At 63.0% G+C, this 22,562-nt stretch carries 21 protein-coding genes and 2 pseudogenes; 9 read left to right on the top strand and 14 right to left on the bottom strand.

Annotated features, from left to right (window positions below; translation table 11 throughout):
* Positions 1-18: 18 nt before the first annotated feature.
* The 7 genes and pseudogenes from QF118_RS18995 to QF118_RS18965 all read left to right on the top strand — a co-directional run.
* Positions 19-909 (top strand): annotated as a pseudogene (locus QF118_RS18995) (NAD(P)-dependent oxidoreductase); the annotation flags it as partial.
* A 59-nt stretch (positions 910-968) separates the two neighbouring features.
* A complete protein-coding gene (locus tag QF118_RS18990) occupies positions 969-1,712 on the top strand; it encodes an SDR family NAD(P)-dependent oxidoreductase (RefSeq protein WP_282302582.1) in 744 nt (247 codons plus the stop codon).
* A 158-nt stretch (positions 1,713-1,870) separates the two neighbouring features.
* Positions 1,871-2,782 carry a sugar kinase gene (locus tag QF118_RS18985; RefSeq protein ID WP_282302581.1) on the top strand — a complete coding sequence of 304 codons (912 nt, stop codon included), beginning with the start codon at positions 1,871-1,873 and terminating at the stop codon, positions 2,780-2,782.
* A 23-nt stretch (positions 2,783-2,805) separates the two neighbouring features.
* Entirely contained in the window at positions 2,806-3,552 is a 747-nt protein-coding gene (locus tag QF118_RS18980; RefSeq protein WP_282302580.1) for a ribonuclease activity regulator RraA, read from the top strand.
* Positions 3,553-3,580: 28 nt separating this feature from the next.
* On the top strand, positions 3,581-4,642 hold the full coding sequence (locus QF118_RS18975; protein WP_394357104.1) for a DUF475 domain-containing protein: 1,062 nt from the start codon (positions 3,581-3,583) through the stop codon (positions 4,640-4,642).
* A 34-nt stretch (positions 4,643-4,676) separates the two neighbouring features.
* Positions 4,677-5,558 (top strand): SMP-30/gluconolactonase/LRE family protein, encoded by an 882-nt coding sequence (locus tag QF118_RS18970; RefSeq protein WP_282302578.1) that lies wholly within the window; start codon positions 4,677-4,679, stop codon positions 5,556-5,558.
* A 10-nt stretch (positions 5,559-5,568) separates the two neighbouring features.
* A complete protein-coding gene (locus QF118_RS18965) occupies positions 5,569-6,780 on the top strand; it encodes an alpha-hydroxy acid oxidase (protein ID WP_282302577.1) in 1,212 nt (403 codons plus the stop codon).
* 27 nt (positions 6,781-6,807) lie between these two features.
* Here QF118_RS18965 and QF118_RS18960 read toward each other — a convergent pair.
* The 8 genes and pseudogenes from QF118_RS18960 to uvrB all read right to left on the bottom strand — a co-directional run.
* Positions 6,808-6,930 (bottom strand): annotated as a pseudogene (locus QF118_RS18960) (2-deoxy-D-gluconate 3-dehydrogenase); the annotation flags it as partial.
* Positions 6,931-7,039: 109 nt separating this feature from the next.
* Positions 7,040-8,323: a TRAP transporter large permease gene (locus QF118_RS18955; protein WP_282302576.1), complete on the bottom strand. Its 1,284-nt coding sequence runs from the start codon at positions 8,321-8,323 to the stop codon at positions 7,040-7,042.
* 9 nt (positions 8,324-8,332) lie between these two features.
* Positions 8,333-8,860 (bottom strand): TRAP transporter small permease, encoded by a 528-nt coding sequence (locus tag QF118_RS18950; protein ID WP_282302575.1) that lies wholly within the window; start codon positions 8,858-8,860, stop codon positions 8,333-8,335.
* A 69-nt stretch (positions 8,861-8,929) separates the two neighbouring features.
* The gene (locus tag QF118_RS18945) at positions 8,930-9,913 is read right to left on the bottom strand and encodes a TRAP transporter substrate-binding protein (protein ID WP_282302574.1); all 984 of its coding nucleotides are present in this window, start codon (positions 9,911-9,913) and stop codon (positions 8,930-8,932) included.
* A 279-nt stretch (positions 9,914-10,192) separates the two neighbouring features.
* On the bottom strand, positions 10,193-11,419 hold the full coding sequence (gene manD, locus QF118_RS18940; protein ID WP_282302573.1) for a D-mannonate dehydratase ManD: 1,227 nt from the start codon (positions 11,417-11,419) through the stop codon (positions 10,193-10,195).
* Positions 11,420-11,455: 36 nt separating this feature from the next.
* A complete protein-coding gene (locus QF118_RS18935; RefSeq protein WP_282302572.1) occupies positions 11,456-12,595 on the bottom strand; it encodes a Gfo/Idh/MocA family protein in 1,140 nt (379 codons plus the stop codon).
* Positions 12,596-12,699: 104 nt separating this feature from the next.
* On the bottom strand, positions 12,700-12,909 hold the full coding sequence (locus QF118_RS18930; protein WP_317133913.1) for an aspartate aminotransferase: 210 nt from the start codon (positions 12,907-12,909) through the stop codon (positions 12,700-12,702).
* A 126-nt stretch (positions 12,910-13,035) separates the two neighbouring features.
* Positions 13,036-15,228, bottom strand: coding sequence for an excinuclease ABC subunit UvrB (gene uvrB / locus QF118_RS18925; RefSeq protein ID WP_394357103.1), 2,193 nt, complete (start codon positions 15,226-15,228; stop codon positions 13,036-13,038).
* Positions 15,229-15,436: 208 nt separating this feature from the next.
* Here uvrB and QF118_RS18920 point away from each other — a divergent pair, with 208 nt between their 5' ends.
* Both QF118_RS18920 and QF118_RS18915 read left to right on the top strand, forming a co-directional pair.
* A complete protein-coding gene (locus QF118_RS18920; protein ID WP_282302570.1) occupies positions 15,437-15,874 on the top strand; it encodes a hypothetical protein in 438 nt (145 codons plus the stop codon).
* A 127-nt stretch (positions 15,875-16,001) separates the two neighbouring features.
* Positions 16,002-16,313, top strand: a complete 312-nt coding sequence (locus QF118_RS18915; protein WP_282302569.1) for an ETC complex I subunit — start codon at positions 16,002-16,004, stop codon at positions 16,311-16,313.
* An 87-nt stretch (positions 16,314-16,400) separates the two neighbouring features.
* Here the strand turns inward: QF118_RS18915 and argE are convergent, their stop codons facing one another.
* The 6 genes from argE to QF118_RS18885 all read right to left on the bottom strand — a co-directional run bounded on the left by argE (position 16,401) and on the right by QF118_RS18885 (position 22,367).
* The gene (argE, locus tag QF118_RS18910) at positions 16,401-17,543 is read right to left on the bottom strand and encodes an acetylornithine deacetylase (RefSeq protein ID WP_282302568.1); all 1,143 of its coding nucleotides are present in this window, start codon (positions 17,541-17,543) and stop codon (positions 16,401-16,403) included.
* Between the two features lie 185 nt (positions 17,544-17,728).
* Positions 17,729-18,679 (bottom strand): LysR family transcriptional regulator, encoded by a 951-nt coding sequence (locus QF118_RS18905; RefSeq protein WP_282302567.1) that lies wholly within the window; start codon positions 18,677-18,679, stop codon positions 17,729-17,731.
* 114 nt (positions 18,680-18,793) lie between these two features.
* Positions 18,794-19,468, bottom strand: a complete 675-nt coding sequence (locus tag QF118_RS18900) for a DUF1028 domain-containing protein (RefSeq protein WP_282302566.1) — start codon at positions 19,466-19,468, stop codon at positions 18,794-18,796.
* Positions 19,469-19,472: 4 nt separating this feature from the next.
* Positions 19,473-19,889: a RidA family protein gene (locus QF118_RS18895; protein ID WP_282302565.1), complete on the bottom strand. Its 417-nt coding sequence runs from the start codon at positions 19,887-19,889 to the stop codon at positions 19,473-19,475.
* 43 nt (positions 19,890-19,932) lie between these two features.
* On the bottom strand, positions 19,933-21,075 hold the full coding sequence (locus QF118_RS18890; RefSeq protein ID WP_282302564.1) for an aromatic ring-hydroxylating oxygenase subunit alpha: 1,143 nt from the start codon (positions 21,073-21,075) through the stop codon (positions 19,933-19,935).
* Between the two features lie 14 nt (positions 21,076-21,089).
* Entirely contained in the window at positions 21,090-22,367 is a 1,278-nt protein-coding gene (locus tag QF118_RS18885) for a flavin-containing monooxygenase (RefSeq protein ID WP_282302563.1), read from the bottom strand.
* Positions 22,368-22,562 lie beyond the last annotated feature (195 nt).

The raw sequence follows: 22,562 nt of genomic DNA, 5'->3' as shown, positions 1-22,562 counted from the left end.
AAAGAAAAACGTAAGGGAGAACACGGCATGACCAAACCCGTCATCGGTTTCATCGGTCTCGGCCTCATGGGCGGGAACATGGTTGAGAACCTTCAGAAAAGGGGGTTCGAACTGGTCGTGATGGACCTCAACAAGGATGCGGTTGGCGCCGTTCTGGCCCGTGGCAACGCCAAAGAGGCCGCCACCCCCAAGGAACTGGCCGAGGCCAGCGACATCGTCATGCTTTGCCTGACCACCTCTGAAGTCGTCGAAAAGGTCGTTTATGGCGACAACGGCATCCTTGCCGGCATCAAGGAAGGCGCGGTTCTGATCGATTTCGGTACCTCGATCCCCGCCTCGACCCGCAAGATCGGCGCAGACCTTGCGGCCAAGGGCGCGGGCATGGTCGACGCCCCGCTGGGCCGCACTCCGGCGCACGCCAAGGACGGTCTGCTGAACATCATGGCCGCCGGCGACAAGGCGACCTTTGACAAGGTCAAGCCGGTGCTCGACCAGCAGGGCGAAAACGTCTTTTACCTCGGCGCGCTTGGCGCCGGTCACGTGACCAAGCTGATCAACAACTTCATGGGCATGACCACCGTCTGCACCATGAGCCAGGCCTTTGCGGTCGCCGATCGTGCCGGTGTCGACCGCCAGCAGTTGTACGACATCATGTCGACCGGCCCGTCGAATTCGCCCTTCATGGGGTTTTGCAAGAATTACGCGGTGGATGGCGTCAGCGACCTGGGCTTCTCGATCAACAACGCCAACAAGGACCTGGGGTATTTCCTGAAGATGGCCGAGGATCTGGGCACGCGGGCCGAGATTGCCGAAGGCACCTCGCACAACCTTCAGGCGGCCGTTGATGCCGGCATGGGCGAAGGCAACGTGCCGGAAATCTTCGACTATTTCCTGAAGCTCAAAGGCTGAGCCGACAGGCCGCGCCCCAGCGGGCGCGGCGGTCAACCAACAAGAACGGGACAAAGATCATGAAACTTCAGGGAAAGACCGCAATCGTCACCGGCGGTGGTCGTGACATCGGGCGCGCCTGCGCCGTCAAGCTGGCCGCCGAGGGCGCCAATGTTGCGATCAACTATTTCGCCAGCAGCGCCGGCGCCGAAGAGACGGTCAAACAGATCAAGGCGCTTGGCGGCAAGGCCATCGCGGTGCAGGGCGACCTGAGCAAAGCCGTCGATGTCGAAACGCTGGTCACCCGCACGCTCGAGGCCTTTGGCGGCGTCGATATCCTGGTGAACAACGCGGGCGGGCTGATCGCGCGCAAGACCATCGCAGAGATGTCGCTGGAACACTGGCAGGCGGTGATGGATCTGAACCTGACCAGCACCTTCCTGATGATCAAGGCCTGCCTGCCGCACATGCCGTCCGGCGCAATCGTGAACATCGCCAGCCAGGCGGGGCGCGATGGCGGTGGACCCGGGGCGATTGCCTATGCCACCTCGAAAGGCGCGGTGATGACCATGACGCGCGGGCTGGCCAAGGAACTGGGGCCGAAGATCCGCGTCAACGCCCTGTGCCCGGGCATGATCGACACCGATTTCCACAACATCTTTACCAAGGACGAAGTGCGCCGCAACGTCGAGGCCGCCTCGCCGGTCAAGCGGCAGGGCACGTCCGAGGATGTGGCCAACCTGGTCAGCTTTCTGGCCAGCGACGACGCGGCCTTCATCACCGGGGCCAATGTCGACATCAACGGCGGCATGCTGTTTTCCTGACCCACGGACAGGAAACGCCCATGACGAACCCGGACCGCAGCCGCCCAGCTGTGGCGTAAAGCAGGGCAGGGTGGGCGCAGTGCTGCGCCCGCCCATTCCCCGGAACCCTGATCAAGGGGCTGGCCCCCTGATCCCTTCGGAACATCGGACCTTTCAAGATGCGCTTTCTTGCGATTGGCGAATGCATGGCGGAATTTGCGCCCACATCCGCCCCCAATGAATACAGTCTCGGGTTTGCCGGGGATACGTTCAACACGGCCTGGTATCTGGCCCGGATGTGGCCGGACATCGCGGTGTCGTATTTCACGGCGGTCGGCGACGACGCGATTTCCGGGCAGATGTGCGAAACCTTTTCGGCCAGCGGCATCGACCACCGGCACGTTCAAAGGCTGCCGGGGCGGACGGTGGGGCTCTACATGATCACGCTCGACAAGGGCGAGCGCAGCTTTTCCTATTGGCGTGGGCAATCGGCCGCTCGCCATCTGGCAGACGACCCTGCCGCGCTGAATGCCGCGATCGAGGCGGCGGACCTGATCTATTTCTCGGGGATCACCCTGGCCATTCTGGACGCCCCGGCGCGCGAAAACCTTCTGAACGCGCTGCAGGCGGCAAGGGCAGGGGGCCACACGGTGGCCTTTGACCCCAACCTGCGCCCGCGCCTGTGGTCCGATCCGGCGCAGATGACCGATGCGATCATGCGCGGCGCGGCCGTCAGCGACATCGCCCTGCCGTCCTTCGAGGACGAGGCACAGTGGTTTCAGGACGCCAACCCCGAGGCCACGGCAGAACGCTATGCGGCGGCCGGGGCCAGCACGATCGTGGTCAAGAACGGCGGCGATCCGGTCTTCTTTCGGCAAGGGCAGGATTGCGGCAGCTACCCGGTGCCGGGTTTGTCCGGCGTGGTCGATACCACCGCCGCCGGGGACAGCTTCAACGCCGCGATCCTGGCCGGGATCAAGGGGGACATTCCCCTGCGCGACAGTGTCGAACAGGCGTGCCAGCTGGCCGGGCAGGTCGTTCAGGGCAAGGGCGCGCTAGTGCCTGTTGCGCCATTTCCCACAGGCCGCTGACATCCGCCAGAAAGGATACCCCGATGCCCAACCCGCAACCCGCCGACAGCATTCCGCTGCACCCCGAAACCCTTGACCGTTTGGCGCAGGCCAGCACCGCCACGGTGGCGACGCTGCTGTACAAGCGCGGTTATCACAACGCCTATGTTCAGGGGGTTGCGCCCTTTGCGCCCTGTAAAAAGCCGCTGGTCGGTCCAGCCTTTACCCTGCGCTATATTCCCGCGCGGCCCGACACCGACCCGATCGAGGCCTTTCGTGAACCCGACCACCCGCAGCGCGTTGCCGTCGAACAATGCCCCCAAGGCGCCGTGCTGGTCATGGATTGCCGGCAGGATGCCTCGGCGGCGTCGGCGGGTTCGATCCTGCTGACGCGGCTGGAAATGCGCGGCGCGGCCGGCGTGGTGACCGATGGCGGCATCCGCGATGCCGAGGGCGCCGCCGCGCTGGACATGCCGGTTTTCGGGGCCAAGCCTTCGGCGCCGACCAACCTGACCAAGCACCACGCCGTCGATATCGGCCTGCCCGTGGGCTGCGGCGGTGTTGCGGTCTATCCCGGCGACATCGTGCTGGGGGACAACGACGGGGTGATGATCATTCCCCGGCACCTGGCCGACGAGATCGCCGCCGAGGTTGGCCCGATGGAGGATTTCGAACGCTTCGTCCTGGAGGAGGTGCGCCGCAACGTGCCGATCATCGGTCTTTACCCGCCAACCGACCCTGACACCCTGAAACGTTACGACGACTGGCGCGCCCGCAACGCCAAGGCGTGACCGCAGCGCCACAACACAAAAAGGAGCCATGGCCGTGGATCGTCCCCTTGGGTCTTATTTCAAATGGCCGGTGATCGTCACGATCGTCGGTTTGATGCTGTCCGCCTGGCTGGGCTGGCTGCATTCCGGCAACTGGAGCGGCGTCTTTTCCTTTCTGGTGATCGGCGCCATCCTTGCCGCGCTTGAAATCGCGCTGTCCTTTGACAACGCGGTGGTGAACGCCAATCGGCTGGAAACCATGTCCGAGGTATGGCGCCGCCGTTTTCTGACCTGGGGCATCCTGATCGCGGTCTTTGGCATGCGCATCGTCTTTCCGCTGGCGGTGGTGTCCGTGGCGGCCTGGATCGGCCCGATCGAGGCGCTGAAACTGGCCATCGCCCAGCCCGCCGATTATGCCCGCATCATGGACGAGGCGCATTTGTCGATTTCCGCCTTTGGCGGCACCTTCCTGATGATGGTGGCGCTGACCTATTTCGTGGACGAGGCGAAGGACGTGCATTGGTTCAGCTGGCTCGAGGCACGGCTAAGCGATTGCGGCGCGATCCGGGGCTTCGAGACCGCGCTGGTCCTGTCCGTGGTGGCCGGTTTCGCGGTCCTGTTGCCCGAAGGCGCCAAAACCCAGTTCGCCTTTGGCGCATTGTTCGGGTTGCTGACCTTTTCCCTGGTGGATGTGGTCGGTCACCTGCTGGACAACGCGGCCCGCGACACGGCAAAGATCGGGGCGCAGGGCGGTTTGGGCGCTTTCTTGTACCTCGAGGTGATCGACGCCAGCTTTTCCTTTGACGGGGTCATCGGCGCCTTTGCCCTGACCACCAACCTGTTCCTGATCGCCGTTGGCCTGGGGATCGGGGCGATGTACGTGCGGTCCTTTACCATCATGATCGTCGAAAGGCAGACGCTGGCGCAGTTCAGGTACCTGGAACACGGGGCGTTTTATTCCGTGTTCTTCCTGTCGCTGGCGCTTTTCGCGCAATCGCTGTTCCACGTGCCCGAACCGGTGACCGGCCTGCTGGGCATTTTCCTGATTGCCGCGGCGCTTGTCAGCTCGCATCACTACAGGAAGGCGGCCCCAGGCGCGGCCGGACACTGACCCATTCAAGGCCGCTACCGGCAAGGAGAAGAACATGGCAGCAACGATCACCTGTGTAGCCCCGACACGGTCGCAACTGGGCGAAGGCGCGGTCTGGGACGTCGTCGACCAACGGCTGTGGTGGGTGGATATCCTGGGCGGCCTGATCCACTGTTACGATCCGGTCACCGGCAGCAACGACAGCTACTACTTTGGCGAACCGGTCGGTTGCATTGCCCGCCGCGACAAGGGCGGTCTGGTGGTTGCGGCCAAGTCGGGCTTTTGGTTCTTTGACCCCGCGACAGGCGCGCGCCAGCCCATTGCCGACCCTGAATCCCATCTGCCTGAAAGCCGCTTCAACGATGGCGGCACCGATGCGCAGGGACGGTTCTGGGCCGGCACCATGAAGGACATGGGCGACGCCCAGCCGGTCGGCACCTTTTACCGCCTGGACCCGGATCTGAGCGTGACAGCCTGGAAAGGCGGAATCTGGACGACGAACGGCCTGGCCTTTTCGCCCGATGGCAAGCGGATGTATTTTTCCGACAGCAATCCCCGGGTCCGCACGATCTGGTCTTGCGATTACGACACGCAAACCGGCACGCCGGGGGACCCGCAGCTGTTCTTTGACACGCGTGCAGTGCCGGGGCGCCCGGACGGCGGGACCGTCGACGCCGAAGGGTGTTATTGGCAGGCCGGGATCGAAGGCTGGCAGTTGTACCGCCTTTCCCCCAAGGGCGAGGTGATCCAGACTGTCGATGTGCCGGTCGAAAAACCCACCAAGCCGATGTTCGGGGGCAAGGATCTGGATATCCTGTTCTTCACCTCGCTCAGCCTGGGCCTGACCGCCCCTGAAACGCAGCCCGAGGCCGGCAGCCTGTTTGCCATCACCGGGCTGGGGATCAAGGGCGTCGCGCAAACCCGTTTCGCGGGTTAGGCGGGGCCGCATGACAACGCCCCCCGCCCGCGCGCCGCGCGCCCTGCGCCGGATCTTTGCCCTGGAGGATTTCGAACCGGCGGCGCGGCGCAGGCTGCCGCCGCCGATCTTTGGATATGTCGCGGGGGCGGCCGAAACCAATGCGTCGCGCGATGACAACCGCGCGGCCTTTTCCGAAATCGGCTTTCTGCCGCGCGTCGGTGTCGATGTGTCGGGGCGGCAATTGTCGTGCACAGTGATGGGGATGGGGTTTGATCTGCCCTTTGGCATCGCGCCGATGGGGGCCTCGGCGCTGACCGCCTATCGCGGTGATCTGGTCATGGCGCGCGCCGCGCACAAGGCCGGCATTCCGATGATCATCAGCGCCGCCTCGCTGATCCCGTTGGAACAGATCGTCGCCGAGGTGCCGGACGCCTGGTATCAGGCCTATCTGCCCCAGCACCTGTCCGAGATCACCGCCCTGCTGGATCGGGTTGCCCGCGCCGGGATCGAAACCCTTGTTGTCACTCTCGACAGTGCCGTCGTGCCCAGCCGCGAAAACAACCTGCGATCCGGGTACAAGACACCGATCCGCCCCAATGCCGCGCTGCTGTGGCAGGGGATGACCCATCCCCGCTGGGCGCTGGGGACCTTTGTGCGCACCTTTGTGCAGCACGGCGCGCCGCATTTCGAAAACGCCACCGCCGGGCGTGGTGCGCCGCTGTTGTCGCGGCAGGCAGTGCGGGATTTTTCCGGCCGCGAGTTCCTGAACTGGGATCTGCTGGCCGAGGTGCGGCGCCAATGGAAAGGGCGTCTGGTGTTCAAGGGCATCCTGCACCCCGATGACGTGGCCCGCGCAAGGGAAATGGGGGCCGAGGGCGTGATCCTGTCGAACCACGGTGGCCGCCAGTTGGATGGTGCAGTGGCGCCGTTGCGGGTGCTGTCGGCGGCGCTGGAGCGTGCCGGGGATATGTCCGTGATGCTGGATGGTGGCATCCTGCGCGGCACCGATATCATCAAGGCGCTTGCCCTTGGGGCTCGCTTTGTCTTTGTCGGCAGGCCGTTCAACTATGCCGCCAGCATCGCGGGCGAAGCAGGTGTAAGCCATGCCATCGACCTGCTGCGGGTGCAGTTGCGGGCCGATCTGGGGATGCTGGGGCTGACCGGGGTACCCGAGCTCGATCGCCGGGTGTTGTTCTGCGACGGTTTTCGCGAAGTGCGGACAGACGGACCTGGCGCTTAGCGGCCCATCCAGCCGCCATCGACCAACAGGATTTCCACAGCGTCCCGCCGGAATGCGACCAAGAATCGCCTGGGATCGGCCCGGATCGTCCTGCAAGGCCTGCGTGTTGTCGGTCGCCACATAGCCCGGCACGGTGATGCCGCGCTTGGCCCCGGTCACGACAGCGATCTTGCCCGACAGGTCAAAGGATTACAGTACACTCAAGACGGGGTCCTTTTGTTGACGCGTCTTCCAACTGTCCGCTTGGTCGCACGGCTCGTCACGGATCGAGGATTCCCGGCAAGGTCAGCGAGATGGCCGGAACAAAGGTGATCAGCATCAGCGCCACCAGTATGGCCAGGTAAAAGGGCCAGATCGTCCGCACGGCCTTTTCCATCGGCAGCTTGCCCACGGCGCAGCCGACAAACAGGCAGGACCCGACAGGCGGCGTGCACAGCCCCAGGCCCAGGTTCACCAGAAGGATCATGCCGAACTGGTAGGGGTCGACGCCGATGCTGATTGCCACTGGCAGAAAGATCGGAGTGCAGATCAGGATCAGAGCAGCCATGTCCATGATCATGCCCAGCACCAGCAGGACAAGGTTGATCATCAGCAGGATCATGATGGGGTTGTCCGTCAATCCGGTCAAAAGCACCACGGTCTTGTCCGGAACCCGGTAAAAGGTCAGCATGTAGGCAAAGGCCCCGGCGCAGGCGATCAGGATCATCACCATCGAGGTCGTGCGCACCGAAGACACCACTGCGGTGCGGAAGTTTTCCCAGGTGATGCTGCGATAGATCAGCAGCGTGACGACAAAGGCGTAGATGGCGCCAAAGGCCCCGGATTCGGTGACGGTAAAGATGCCCGACAGCACGCCGCCGACGATGATGACGGCGGTCAACAGGCCCGGGATGGCCCCGAAAAAGCTGAGCGCAAGCTCGCCCCAGCCAGGGAACTTTTCAGCCTGATAGCCGCGGCGCACCGCAACGATATAGGCGGCGGCGGCAAGGCACAGGCACATCAGCACGCCCGGGACGACGCCCGCAAGGAACAGCTTGGAAATCGAGATGCCGCCGCCCGCCGCGATGGCAAAGATGATCATGTTATGACTGGGCGGGATGATGATGCCCGCGATCGACGAGGTCACCGTGACGTTGACCGCGTAATCGGCGTCATAGCCCTTTTCCTTCATCACCGGCACAAGGATCGACCCCAGCGCCGAGATGTCTGCAACCGCCGACCCCGAGATCCCGCCAAACAGCATCGACGAGAACACGTTGACGATACCCAGCCCGCCGCGCACCGCACCAACGGCGGCCGAGGCGAATTTGACCAGCCGCATGGCGATACCGCCGTGGAACATCAATTCGCCTGCGAAGATGAAGAAGGGGATGGCCATCAGCGAAAAGACGTTGATCCCCGAAATGATGCGCTGAAACCCGATCATCAGCGGCAGGCCTTCGTAGGCAAAGGCGGCAAGCGCCGAAATCCCCAGCGCAAAGGCGACGGGCACGCCGATCACGACGCAAAGGCCGAACAGGCCCAGCAGAACAAGCAATCCCATGATCGTTCCTTATTCGAAAGTGTCGCTGCGCAGGTCGCGCCCCAGCGCGAGACGCAAGAGATGGGCCAGAGAAAACAGTAAGATCAGCGCGCCGCCGATGGTCAAAGGCAGCGATCGAAGCCCTTCTGGCAGTTGGATCAGGGGGATCATCGACCCCCATTTGAACGCGGTCAGCTTGGCCCCGTAAATCAGCATCAAGCCGCCGAAACCGGCCATGGCAAGGTCAGTCACGATGACAAAGACCGTGCGCATCCAACTCGGAACGGCGCTGCGCAGGGCAGTCACCGCAAGATGCGTGTGTTCATGCACGCCCACGGCGGCGCCAAGGAAGGCGATGACCATGACCAGCAAAAGCGCGGCCTGTTCCACCCAGGTGGGCGTGGCGTTCAGCACGTAGCGGCCAAAGACCAGCCAGCCGAAGATCACCGTCAGGAAAACCAGTGAAACGCCGGTGATCACACGGCAAAGCGCGGCGATGCGGTCCAGCAGGGTGTCTATTGCAGACATGAAATCAGGGCGGGCGTTGCGATCATCCATCGCGGGTTCCTTGCGGCAAGGCACCCCGGCGACAGTCTTGCCGCCGGGGTGTGAGGGGGATGGATCGACTTATTCGGTCGCTTGGATCAGTTCGACCAGCGGACGCAGATCCGGGTTTGCGGCCAGGTAGGCTTCGTAAACCGGGGCCATGGCGGCCTGGAACGGACCTTTGTCGGCGATCTCGTTGGTTACCACGCCGGCCTTTTCGACCATCTCGCGGCTCGAGGCTTCGCGCTCGGCCCAAAGCTGCTGTTGCAGCGCGGCGGATTCCATCGCGGCGTCTTTCACGGCGGTCTTCATGTCATCGGACAGGGCGTTGTAGGCATCGGCGTTGATGCAGACACACTCGGGGATGATCAGGTGCTGGCTGAGCGAGTAATAGCCCGCAACCTCGAAGTGACCGGTCGATTCATACGAAGGCCAGTTGTTTTCCGCGCCGTCGACAACACCGGTTTTCAGCGCCTGGTAGACCTCGGCAAAGGCCATCGGCGACGGGTTGCCGCCCAGCTCGGCGATCATGCCGGAATACAGGTCGTTGTTCATGACCCGCACCTTCATGCCGGCCACGTCCTCGGGGGTGTTGATCGGCTTGTCGCCGTTATAGAACGACCGCGCGCCGGCGTCGTACCATGCCAACGGCACAAGCCCCTTGGCCGCCATGCCGTCCGAAATCATCTGACCGCCTTCGCCGTTCAGCACGCGGAACATGTGCGGCACGTCCTTGAAGATGAACGGCAGCGACACGACGTTGGCTTCGGCTGCGATCGGACCAATGGGGCCAAGGTTGAAGTTGCCGATTTCCAGACCGCCCAGGCGAACCTGTTCGATGGCGTCGGGCTGGCTGCCCAGGGTGCCGCCGTGGAACATCTGCAGGGTGATTTCACCGCCGGTCTTTTCGGCCAGCAGCTCGGCGAACTTGTCCATTGCGACGGTGTTGGGATAGCCGTCGACGTGGATGTTCCAACCGCGCCATTCGGCAGCGTCCGCTGTTGTGCCAAGCATGGTCACAGCCGCGGCCGCGGCGAAAATGGATGCGTTGATTTTCTGGTACATGAGATCCTCCCTTGGATGTTTTGACCTTGGTTTTGTTGAACTGCGACGGCCAGTTTTGTCTGGCCGGCGGCACATGGCGTCCGGGCCCGGGCAAGCCGCGCCTGGCTTTTGGCTACGGTGCGCGCCGACAATTGCGGCGGCGCCCGCTTGTCCGAGATTCGGGTAGTTCTGGTCGCTCCTCCCAGTGCCGACCGTCCTCGCGTTAATGAAGACTAGTATACCAGTTAAGTCAAATAAAAAATGCACCTTGTCGTGGGGCAGGGGCTTCGCCGCCGGATTTCAGTAATTCCACAGCGTCCCGTCGGTCAGGCGCACGACCGGATGGCTGCCCGGTTGATAGCTGTAGCGCGCGGCCTCATGTTCGTCGAAATCCACGCCCAGTCCGGGGGCATCGCTGACATGCACCATGCCGTTTTCCATGCGGTGGTCGGACGGGAACAGCGCGTCGCATTCCGGTGTGCCCAACACCAGGTATTCCTGGATGCCAAAGTTCGGCGCCCAGGCGTTCAGATGCGCCTGCGCCGCCATGCACAGCGGTGAATGGCTGGGCGCGCCGTGAAACCCGGTGCGCACGTGATGCAGCCCGGCCAGGTCGACGATGCGTTTGACGTGGGTGATCCCGCCCGCATAGGTGACGGCCACGCGGATGAAATCGATCAGCTCGTTCTCGATCAGCTTGTTGCAGTCGTAGATCGAGTTGAAGACTTCGCCGATGGCGATCGGCACGGTCGAATGCTGGCGCAGCAGGCGCAGGGCATTCTGGTCTTCGGCCGGGGTCGGGTCTTCGAGCCAGAACAGCCGGGCCGGTTCCACCTCTTTGGCGAATTCAGCGGCCTCGCGCGGCAGCAGCCGGTGATGCACATCGTGCAGGATTTCCAGATCGGGGCCAAAGCGTTCGCGGATCTCCATCAGGGCCCCGGGCATGTAGCGCATGTACTTGCCGGTATCCCAGGTTTCGACCTTGGGGCGGATGCCGCTGAAATCGGTGATATAGTGCTTGCCCGCGCCCTTTTCCTCGGGGACCGCATAGCTGGCGGTGGGCATCCCGGGAATGCCGCATTGCACGCGCACGGCCCTGTAGCCTTGCTCGACGTAATGCGCGATCGACTCCATCAGGTCAGGCAGGTCGGCGCCGGTGGCGTGTGCATAGACCATAGCGCCCTCGCGGCTTTTTCCGCCGAACAACTGGTACAGCGGCATGTTGGCCAGCTTGCCCTTGATGTCCCACAGGGCCATGTCCACGGCGCCAAAGGCAGCCATGGCGATGGGGCCGCGCCGGAAATAAGCGCCGCGATAGAACAGCTGCCAGATGTCTTCGCTGTTGCGCGGGTCCAGGCCGATCAGGTTGGGGATCAGGTAGTCATGCAGGTAGGCGGCCGGCAGGGTTTCACGGTTGTTCAGCGTCGCATCGCCCAGCCCATAGACGCCCTGATCGGTCATGATCTTGAGCGTGACGTAGTTCTTGCCGGGGCCGCCGACGAAGAGTTTGGCATCAGTGATCTTCATGTTGGGGGCCTTTCCTTGGGCACCGGGGCGCAGGCGTCAGAACAGATCAGAGGTATCGGTCCAAGTGTGGGTCTTGCGGATGATGTCGATCAGCTGTTGGTATTGGCTGCCTTCGCGGAATGTCGGATAGGGGTCGACCGTCTCGCCCTGAATATCTTTGACCAGTTCGCGCGCCAGGTAGTGCCAGCATTGCTCGGTCTCGCCGGTGACTTTCGGGACGGCGGCGGCGATGTCCCGGGGCAGGGGGATGTCCTGCCATCCCTTGTCCTTGCTGTACAGCGACAGCTGGCCGCTGCCGTAATGACCCTTGAGATGGATCGCGCCCTTGGTGCCGTAGAACACGATGTGGTCGTCGTGAAAACGGGGCACCAGCCCGCCATGCTTGAACAGGACCGAAACCGGCTGTTCGGCAAGCGGGCTTTGCAGGCGGGCCAGCACGGTATAGGACCATTCGACGTTGCTTTCGCCCCATTCCAGTGCAGGGTCGGTCAGGTCCTTGGGAATGAAATCGCGCCGGGTCGCAAAATTGTGGACCCCTTTCACGATGGGGGCGCGGCCCAGGTCATCGCGAAGGTCACCAAAAATGCCCAGCACCTTGTCCCCCACGACCGAGGTCACGATGGACAGGGTATGGGTAAAGTTGTTGTTCAGCCGCCCGCCGCCGTCCTCTTTGCGATGCGACCAGCCAAAGGGGATGTCGCGTTCAAGGTTGAAGTGCGACATGCACTCGATCTCGGTCGGGGCGCCGATCGCCCCTTCGGCAACCAGGCGTTTGGCGTGCAGGACACTGGGGGTATAGCGAAAGCTGGCGGCATAGGCGGTTTTGACGCCGCGAGCCTTGGCGCGCTGGTACAGGTCGACGGCGGTTTCTGCGCTTTCGGTCATCGGCTTGTCGCAAAAGATGTGGCACCCCGCCGCGATGGCCTGGGCAATCGGGGTGAAATGCGCGCCGCCCGGTGTGGCGATCGCGACAATGTCGGGTTGCAACAGGTCCAGCGCCGCCTGCCAGTCGGTGCCGGCGTGGGGAATGCCCAGTCTGGCGGCGACCTCGGCGACGACTTCGGGGGTCCTGCCGACCATGCCGACGATCTCCGCTCCGGCGGCGCGAAAGGCCTCTGCATGGCCTTGCCCGGCAAAGCCGGTTCCTGAAATCAGGACCTTCAATCTGCGACTCATCCTGCCCTCGAGGTTGATTGGATTACTAGTATACTAGATTCGATTTCAACCTTTGGCAAACTGGAAAACCCCGGCGCCCGCGCAATGCTGGTGCCGAAATCTTTTCAAGATTTCGGGCCGCTTTCTTTTGAAGAAAGCGGGACCGGGTCGCCTGTCAGCCAGCGTACCGGAGCCTGATTGCAGAAAATGACGATCTGCCCCGAATTCTCGGCAACGCGATAGCCGCGCCGGTGGATTTCCCGCATGAACGCCTCCATCCCGACAAAGCGTTCAATATCACGCGCCTTGCGCCGGATGACTTCGCCTTTCTGCACCGCCTTGGAGGCGAACAGATCACGAAGCCAAAGCTCAGGCGAAAGGGGGGACAAACGGGGCTGCATGCCGTCAGGGTAAAGCGATCATTGTTGATGGATGGTAAACGCATCCAATCGCCTAGGGTTCTAACGCCCGCGTCTTTTCACGCCGCCTCTTTGCCCCGGTCTCCCGGCGGTTGAGCGCCCCTTGGATTTCACCGCCGCCTCAGAGGCGGCGTCTATCGCCGACTGCCGGGCCAAGGGATCGTCGTGGACAGCCAGATCGACGGCTTCCAACCTTTTGACCTCGTCGCGCAGGCGGGCGGCCTCTTCGAACTCCAGGTTCTCGGCGGCCTTGCGCATGTCTGCCCGCAGCCCATCCAGAACAGCCTTGAGGTTCGATCCGGCCAATTTGTCGTCGATCTTGGCGGTGACGCGGTTCATGTCCACGTCGCCCTGGTACAGACCGGCAAGAATGTCCTCGACGTTCTTCTTGACCGTTGCGGGGGTGATGCCATGCTCTTGGTTATAGGCGATCTGCTTGGCGCGGCGGCGGTCGGTTTCGCCCAATGCGCGCTCCATGCTGCCGGTGATGCGGTCGGCGTACATGATCACGCGGCCTTCGGCGTTGCGCGCGGCGCGGCCGATGGTCTGGATCAGCGAGGTTTCAGAGCGCAAGAAGCCCTCTTTATCCGCGTCCAGAATGGCGACCAGCCCGCATTCGGGAATGTCCAGACCCTCGCGCAGCAGGTTGATGCCGATCAGCACGTCAAAGGCACCCAGACGCAGGTCGCGCAGGATCTCGATCCGTTCGATGGTGTCGATGTCCGAATGCATGTAGCGCACCTTGATGCCCTGTTCGTGCATGTATTCGGTCAGATCCTCGGCCATGCGTTTGGTCAGGGTGGTGCACAGCGTGCGCATGCCCTGGGCGGTGACCTTGCGGACCTCGTCCAGCAGATCGTCGACCTGCATGTCGACGGGGCGGATTTCGACCATCGGGTCCAGAAGGCCGGTGGGGCGGATGACCTGTTCGGTGAATACGCCGCCCGCCTGATCCATTTCCCATTTTGCAGGCGTCGCGCTGACAAAGATCGACTGCGGGCGCATGGCATCCCATTCCTCGAACTTCAGCGGGCGGTTGTCCATGCAGGAGGGCAGGCGGAACCCGTGTTCCGCGAGGGTCATCTTGCGGCGGAAGTCGCCCTTGTACATGGCGCCGATCTGCGGCACCGACACGTGGGATTCGTCCGCGAAAACAATTGCGTTGTCGGGGATGAATTCGAACAGGGTGGGGGGCGGTTCGCCCGGTGCGCGGCCCGTCAGATAGCGCGAATAGTTCTCGATCCCGTTGCAGACGCCCGTCGCCTCGAGCATTTCGAGGTCAAAGTTGGTGCGCTGTTCCAGCCGCTGCGCTTCCAGCAGCTTGCCTTCGTTCACCAGCTGATCAAGCCTCTGGCGCAGCTCTTTCTTGATGCCAATGACCGCCTGGTTCATCGTCGGGCGCGGCGTGACATAGTGCGAGTTGGCGTAAATGCGGATGCGCTCGAACGTATCGGTTTTCTGCCCGGTCAGGGGATCGAATTCGGTAATGCTTTCCAACTCGTCTCCGAAGAAGGCCAGCCGCCAGGCGCGGTCTTCGAGGTGGGCGGGCCAGACTTCGAGGCTGTCGCCACGCACGCGGAACGATCCGCGCTGAAAGGCGGCGTCGTTGCGGCGGTATTGCTGGGCGACCAGATCGGCCATGACGGCGCGCATCTCGTATTCCTTGCCCGCATGCAGATCGACCGTCATCGCGCCGTAGGTTTCGACAGACCCGATGCCGTAGATGCACGACACCGACGCGATGATGATCACATCGTCGCGTTCCAGCAGCGCCCGGGTGGCCGAGTGGCGCATCCGGTCGATCTGTTCGTTGATCTGGGATTCCTTCTCGATATAGGTGTCAGAACGCGCGACATAGGCCTCGGGCTGGTAGTAGTCGTAATAGCTGACGAAATATTCGACCGCGTTCTCGGGGAAAAAGCCCTTGAACTCGCCGTATAGCTGGGCGGCCAGTGTCTTGTTCGGAGCAAGGATGATCGCCGGGCGCTGGGTTTCCTCGATCACCTTGGCCATCGTGAAGGTCTTGCCGGTGCCGGTCGCGCCCAGCAGAACCTGATCGCGATCCCCTTGGTCGATGCCTGCTGACAGTTCCTTGATCGCCGTGGGCTGGTCGCCAGCGGCCGTAAACTCGGTGTGCATGACAAAGCGTCTGCCACCCTCCAGTTTCTCGCGCTCTGCCACCTTTGGGGCAGGAGCGTGCAGCGCCGGCATGGATTCAGGGTTGTTGTTGTGCATCAAGGCTCTCCAGTGGTTCACAATATGTTCCTTGGGGCTGCCAAGGACAAGGGGCTGCACCGCGCCTTTGCGGCTGGCCTGATCCGGAAAGGTGCTGGGATGGTTTGGTGTTGCCCCACGTCACAGCCGTTGATTTACTTGAGAACGGGCTGATTTTGTGCGACTAAGTTAGAGCTAACACACTTTTAGGTAGAGTTCAGTGCCCAAAATGAATGGCTACGACCATGAACACAGCCTTGGCGCGGCGCCAGCCGGTACCGTTGGGGTAAACGGATTTGCCTTGCCCAGCGGCCGGATGATCGTCGAATGTACGCCGATTGGTCGGCCGGACGCTTCGCAACTGGTATCCGTGTACGAGATGCTGACCACCAACGCCGGCTACCCGCCTGATATCCGGGCGCTTTGGGATTTTCGTGGCTTTGATTTTTCGCCCTACGATCCTGCTGTCTGCCGCAAACAGGTGTTTTCCCTTGAGCGGTTTCCGCATCGCAAAGGGGTCAAGCGCGGCTGCCTTGTCGACTCGGAACTGGGGTATGGCCACATGAGGATGTTCCAGGAATTGCTTGGTGGTTTCGGGATCGACGACATGAATGTCATTCATGTTTCCTATAGCCGGGATGAACTGATTGGCTGGCTTGACAGCTAACGCAATGGTTTTGCATCGCTTTCCGCATCGGCGGCGCTGGCGGGCGGATGTGACAAATCACGCACAAGCGGCGCTTGCCCCCGCTGGCGAAATGCCGGATAAACGCCGCAGTCAAAGGAGATGGTCCATGCGCGCACGCATCTATCAACCGTCCAGGACGGCCATGTCGTCCGGTCAGGGCAAGACAAAGGTCTGGCTGCTGGAATTCGCACCCGCCACGGCGCGCGAGGTCGATCCATTGATGGGCTGGACATCGTCCAACGACACGCAGACCCAGGTGCGTCTGCGCTTCGACAGCCAAGAGGCCGCCTTGGCCTATGCCAAGGAACATGGCATCGACGCCCAAGTGTTCGAGCCGCACAAGCGCAAACCCAACATCCGTCCGCGCGGCTACGCCGAAAACTTTGCGGTCGATCGCAAGGGTGCCTGGACGCACTGAGTTTGATCGTCAGCGCAATCGACTTCGGGGCAGTGAAGGTGTCGTATCTTTTAGCGCCCCAGCCCAGCCGATAGCTTGCGGCACAGGTCAGGCGCGCAGATCCTCGACCACGCGGCCAAGCATGGCCTGACAGGCCGCAAGCTGTGAAATCTCGATATATTCATCCGGTTTGTGACCTTGGCCTGACATCGAGCCAGGGCCGCACACGATCGTGGGAACGCCCATTTCCTGAAAAACCCCGGCCTCGGTGCCAAAGGCCACCTTGGTCAGGCGCCCTGTCGCGGCGAACCGCGAGGCAAGTCCGACGGCCGCATCGTCCGGGGCCAAGTCCAGCCCGGGATAGGCGGTAAGCGTTTCGAACCGGATCGCGGCCGCAGGACCGTAGTGCGTGGTTATGCCATCGGCCGCGGCCTTGATCCGCGCCAAAAGCTGCTGTGGTGCATCGGCGGCAAGGTGGCGCAGTTCAAAGGTTAGCTCTGCGTGCTCGGGCACGATGTTCAGCGCCCGGCCGCCCGACAGCAGGCCGACATGGGCCGTGCTGTAGGGGATGGCATAGGCGGCGTCGCGCGCGCCGTCCTGCCGCAGGCTAACCTGCAATTGGCGAATGGCGACCACCAGATCGGCGGCAAGGTCGAGTGCATTGACGAAGTTCGGGGCAAGCGCCGAATGGCCGGCTTCGCCGCTGCAGACCGCCCTGAGCGCGATCTTGCCCTTGTGCCCTGTAGCGACAGCCATCTCTGTCGGCTCGCCCACGATGCAAAGCCGCGGCGCGCCAAGCAATGCGGGCAGGGCAGGGCGCATTTCCTGGATGCCGACGCAGCCGATTTCTTCGTCATAGGACAGCACAAGCGTCAGCGGCGCGCGCAGCGGGGCCTGTGCCGCCAGGTCCGCAGCCCCGAGCATGCAGGCGACAAAGCCCTTCATGTCGGTGGTTCCACGCCCGTAAAGCCGACCCCCTTCGCGGGTCAATGCAAAGGCGGGGGGGGTCCAATCCTGACCCTCGACCGGCACCACATCGGTATGCGCCGACAGCGCGATGCCGCCCGCCGTTTCGGGGCCGATGGTGGCGACAAGGCCGCTTTTGCCCGGGTCTTTGCCCGCAATCGCTGTCACCCTGGCGCCGCGTGTCGTCAGAAAATCCGAGACATAGGCCATAAGGTCCCGGTTGGGCCGCGCGCTGACTGTATCGAACCCGATCAAACGGTCGAGAATGGCAAGCAGGTCGCTCATTGTGGGGTGTCCAATTTTTGGGCGGGAAAAGGGAAGGGGTCGTTGCTCACTCGGTGGCCAGCTGCTTGATTTCGCGCGCATGACGGTGGCCCGCATACATGTCTCCGCCATTCGGGTTGGCAGCAGTATAGACCGACGCGCGGCAGGGAAAAGTCGCGCTTGCCCAAGCCTCGGTTAGGAAAAGGCTAAGATCGCGCCGTCGGGCCCTGCATGGGCCCGAAGCCGGGAAAGGCCCTGGCCTGATCGTCACTTTTGCAATGGCCCACAAAGGCGCGGATCACGCTGGACTGCTCGGCATCGGTGGGCATCAACAACCCCATGCGCATGGGCCGCACCGCGCCGCGCATGGGGATGTAGCAAAGCGGCTTTCCATCAGGAGACTGGTTCGAGGTCAACGGCACATTGGCGATGGAAAAGCCGAAGCCGTTGGCCACAAGGCTGCGCATCACCGCCATGTCGCGTGTGCGTTCGGCCACGTTCGGGGTGATGCCCGCTGCTGCGAAGAAGGAGAGGAAATACTCGGAGGAATAGGGCAAATCGAGCAGCACCATGGGAAAGTCCGCCAGATCGGCGACGGTGACTTCGTCGGCGCCGACCAGGGGGTGCGCCACGTCGACGATCACGTAGGGCGGCAGTTCCAGCAGGGATTCAAAGATCAGATCGGCAGGCAATTGCAGATCGTAGGTCAGCGCCACGTCGATTTCGGCCCGGCGCAGGGCGCTGAAAATCTCGGCCTGGTTCAGTTCGGACTGGCGCACGCGGACTTCGGGGAAGCCAGCCTGAAACCGGCGCCGCAACGACGGCAGGACAAGCTGGGCAAAGGTCACAAGACATCCGATATGCAGCGCGCCGCGCACCTCGCCCGAGATGTCTCCCGCAAGGTCCAGCACGATGTTTGCCTCGCGCAGGACCACCCGGACCTGATCCAGCATCTGCCGCCCGGCCTGTGTCAGCGACAGGCCCTGCGCGTGCTGGCGCACGAACAGCGGGATGCCGAATTCCTTTTCAAGCTGCGAGATGGCGGCCGAGATCGAGGGCGACGACACGTTGACCTTTTCCGCGGCCAGCGCAATCGAGCCCATCTCGCCGACGGCGACGAAGTATTCCAACTGGCGCAGGGTAAAGCGTAAAGGCATTTGCAAATGTTGACGCCGCACCTGCAGACATTCAAGCCTTGTCCTTGATCCGGGTGTGCCTGTGCAGCGCGCTCTGCCCCTTTTGGCGCCGCACCCCGTACGGCCAAGACGGTGTCAGTCGTTGCCGGGCACGCCATAGGACGGCGCTTCGCGCGGGTCCAGCGCGCGCTGGATATAGGCGTCAAGCTGCGGCTTGTAGACCTCCCAGGCGGTGGCAATATTCTCGATCGGGCAGTCTTCGGTCCAGTCGCAGCGCAAATCGGCCACCGGCCAGCTGACCTTGTCGACGATCAGCATGCCGGCCGAATGCACCGGCCCGGCCTCGCCGCCCGCCGCAAGCCCCGCGCGCATCGCGGCGATCAGCCGGTCGCCGATATGGCCCTTTGCGGCCAGAAATCCGTCAACGATGGCCTGGGGCACGCTGTCATTGGCCAGAAGGTTGCCGCCCGAGGCGACGTTCTGCGCCTGCGCCTGGGTCCAGATGCCCAACGATTTCGGCCCCGAATGGATCGCCGTGCGGCCCTGCGCATCGACCGCCAGCACCTGCCGGTATTCGATGAACCGGCCAAGATCACGCACGCCTGCGATGGCCTCTGGCGCGCTCATTCCGCCCTGCATCAGGTCCAGCGCCAGCGGCCCCAGCGTCGGGTCGGTCACGTTCTGCGACGCCACCGCGCCGACGCCCGCGCGCGCATAGGCGCAGCGCGCCGCGACAGCAGGCGAGGAGGACGAGATCGCCATGCCGAACATGCCTGTTTCCTCGCAGCGCGCGACAAGGGAAAAGGTCATCGGTTCACTCCGGGATGACGGCGGTGCCGTCGATTTCGACCAGCCATTCGGGCCGTGCCAGCGCCGAAACCACCAGCCCCGTCGAAACCGGATACACGCCCTTGATGTATTCGCCCATGGTTCGATAGACCGCCTCGCGGTGGCGGACATCGGTGATGTAGACGACAACCTTGACCAGGTGCTCCATGCTGCCGCCGGCCTCTTCGATCAGTTGCTTGATGTTCTGCATCACCTTGTGGGTCTGCTCGACCGGGTCGTGGCTGTCGATGTTTTTGGCATCGTCAAGGTTCTGCGGGCACTGGCCGCGCAGCCAGACGATCCGGCCGCCCTGGGTAACCACCGCCTGGCACAGATCGTTGTCGAGTTTCTGCTCGGGGTATGTCTCGCGGGTGTTGAACTTGCGAATGCGGGTATGGGCCATTTGGGCTCCTGTCAGGGGAAATCGGGCAAACGGGATCCGGGGGTCAGGCGCTGCGCCCCTGTTCGATCCGGGCCATCAGATAGTGGGCAAAGTCATAGTTCGGACGTTCAAGGTGGCTCAGATGCCCCGGAACCGCGTGATCCGAGCACAGCCCCCGGTACACCTTTTCGGTGCAGCCGCGGTCTTCGATGTTCACATCGTCCAGCAGCGTCTTGAGCGCCTCGAAATTGCTTTGGGCATCTTCGTCGCCCGCATAATCGTCCGACATGCCGCCGCCGAACCGGATGTGGACCTGGCCGGGGCCCTTGGGATGCAGGCTGAGATACCAGAAATAGCCCGGCGTCAGCGTGATCATCAGGCTGGGATAGATCGCCAGCAGGAAGGTCGTGCGGCGCTCTTCGCCTTTCAGCCGGTCGTTGCCGGGATGCGCCATGGCGATGCGCAACTGGTCGTCCTTGAGGATCGTGTGATAGTTGAAGGCCGGGTGCCCGGGCGGGCAGACCATGTCCTCCAGCTTGGACAGGCCGCCGATGGTGCCCGCATGGCAGACCGGCAGGTGATAGCTTTCCATGAAGTTTTCGGCCAGCACCTTCCAGTTGGTGTCCCAGACGTGTTCCTCAAAGAAGGTCTCGGTATAGTTCGTCATGTCATACCCGGCGACAAGATCTTCGACCTCGGCCAGTTGCCGGGCGACCGGGGGCGTGTCCTTGTTCAGGCAGATAAAGACCCAGCCCAGCCATTCCTCGCAGCGGATTTCGGGCAGCTGATAGGCATCTTTGCAAAAGCCCGCGTTCAGCGTCATCGCCGGCGCACCGCGCAGCGACCCATCCAGGTTGTAGGTCCAGGCGTGATAGGGGCAAACGATGGCGCGGGTGTTGCCGCGGCCCTGCAACAAGGTCGACATCCGGTGCAGGCAGACGTTGGACATGGCCCGCAAGGCGCCGTCGCGGTCGCGAATGACGATGATCGGCTGGCCTGCCAGATCGCAGGTCGTGTAGTCGCCCGGCTTGGCAAGGCTGTCGGCCCGCCCGACACAGAACCAATCCTTGGAGAAGATGTGCGCCAGCTCTTCTTGCAGAAAGGCGTCCGAGGTGTAGACCGACGGCGGCATCGCGCGCGCCGTCTCGAACGGTTGCGCGGTGTTCTGGCGCAGCTCTCCGACCGGGTCGATATGATCCTTGGCCATGGTGTTTTCTCCTGTCACTCGGCGGCGGCTTTTTCATGCTCGGACGGGCCGCGATAGGCCCTGTACCTGGCTTGAATCGCGATCTGTTCGGCCACGTATTTGGCATCATGCCAGACACCCCAGATAAAGGTCGAGCCCCGCCGCGATTGCCAGGGAAGGCCAAGGAAATAGATCCCCGGTTCCGATGACACGCCGCGCTGGTGCCGCGGTCTGCCGTTTTCATCAAAGGCATCGACCTTCATCCAGCTGAAATCCTGGCGAAAGCCGGTGGCCCATATGATGGTGCGGATGCCGGCCTTGCTCAGGTCCAGTTCGCGGATCGGATGGGTGACGCACTGCGGGTCGGGCAGCATTGTGCGGGCTTCGGTTTCGGGGGGCAGGTCCAGCCCGTTGCGCGCCACATGGGCGTCGGCAAGGTCCAGCATCCCCAGATAGCTGGCATCCCCCGCCGCGATGTTGTCCCGCAGATCGTCGCGAAAGCGGGCGACGCCCCCGGTGCAGGTCTCGGTCAGGCCCAGCAGCGTCACACCCTCTTGCGCGAGGCGGCGGAAATCCATGGTCTGGCCGCCATAGGCGCCGCTGACCGAAATCGTCACATGTTCCTTGCCGGGCGCGGCCGCTGCCAGGTCCCACAGGCCCAGAACCCCCAGCCACCAGCAGAAATCGCGCCCGCGATAGGCGCGCGGCGGGCGTTCGTGCGGGCCCACCGACAGATGGACCTTGCGCCCCGCGCGGTTCAGTTCATCCGCAATCTGCGCGCCAGAGGACCCGGCGCCCACCACCAGAACACCGCCGTCGGGCAGTTGGTCCGGGGACTTGTAGTGGAACGAATGCAGCTGCGTGATACCTTCGGTTTCCGGTACCATCGGCGGGGTCACCGGATGCTGAAACGCGCCGGTCGCTGCGACCACGTTCAAGGCCTCGATCCGGCCTTCCGAGGTTTCAACAGTGAACCCCGGGCGGCCCTGGTTGCGCTCGGCGCTGAACACCTCGACCCCGGTGCGGATCGGCGCGTCGATCATGCGCGCATAGTTTTCCAGATAGGTGGCGACGGTGTCCTTGCCGGGAAAGCCATCCGGGTCGCAGCCGTCGAATTCCATGTTGGGAAAGCGGTCATGCCAGGCCGGTCCGTTCGCCACAAGCGAGTCCCACCGCCCGCTCCGCCACGCCTCGGCGATGCGGTTCTTTTCGACGACGATGTGGGGAATGCCGTGCGATTTCAAATGCTCGCTCAGGGCGATCCCCGCCTGTCCAGCCCCCACGACCAACGTGTCCGTCTTTTCAGTCGACAATGCATACCCCTGACATTTCACAGCGTGAACAGATCACACGCGGTGCGGCTGCGGTTATGTTTCGCTGCCCTCAGAGTTTCATCTTTGCATTCGAGAGAAAAGCAGTGTCTGGCTTACCGCACCTTAGGGTTTGGCTAATCAAAGTAGCGGCGAACTCCGCCAGATTGGCGATCAGTTGCAACAGGCCGCCGCGCG

It is taken from the genome of Tropicibacter oceani, from assembly GCF_029958925.1.
Taxonomy (GTDB): Bacteria; Pseudomonadota; Alphaproteobacteria; order Rhodobacterales; family Rhodobacteraceae; genus Pacificoceanicola; species Pacificoceanicola oceani.
This window is presented reverse-complemented; position numbering and strand designations above follow the sequence as displayed.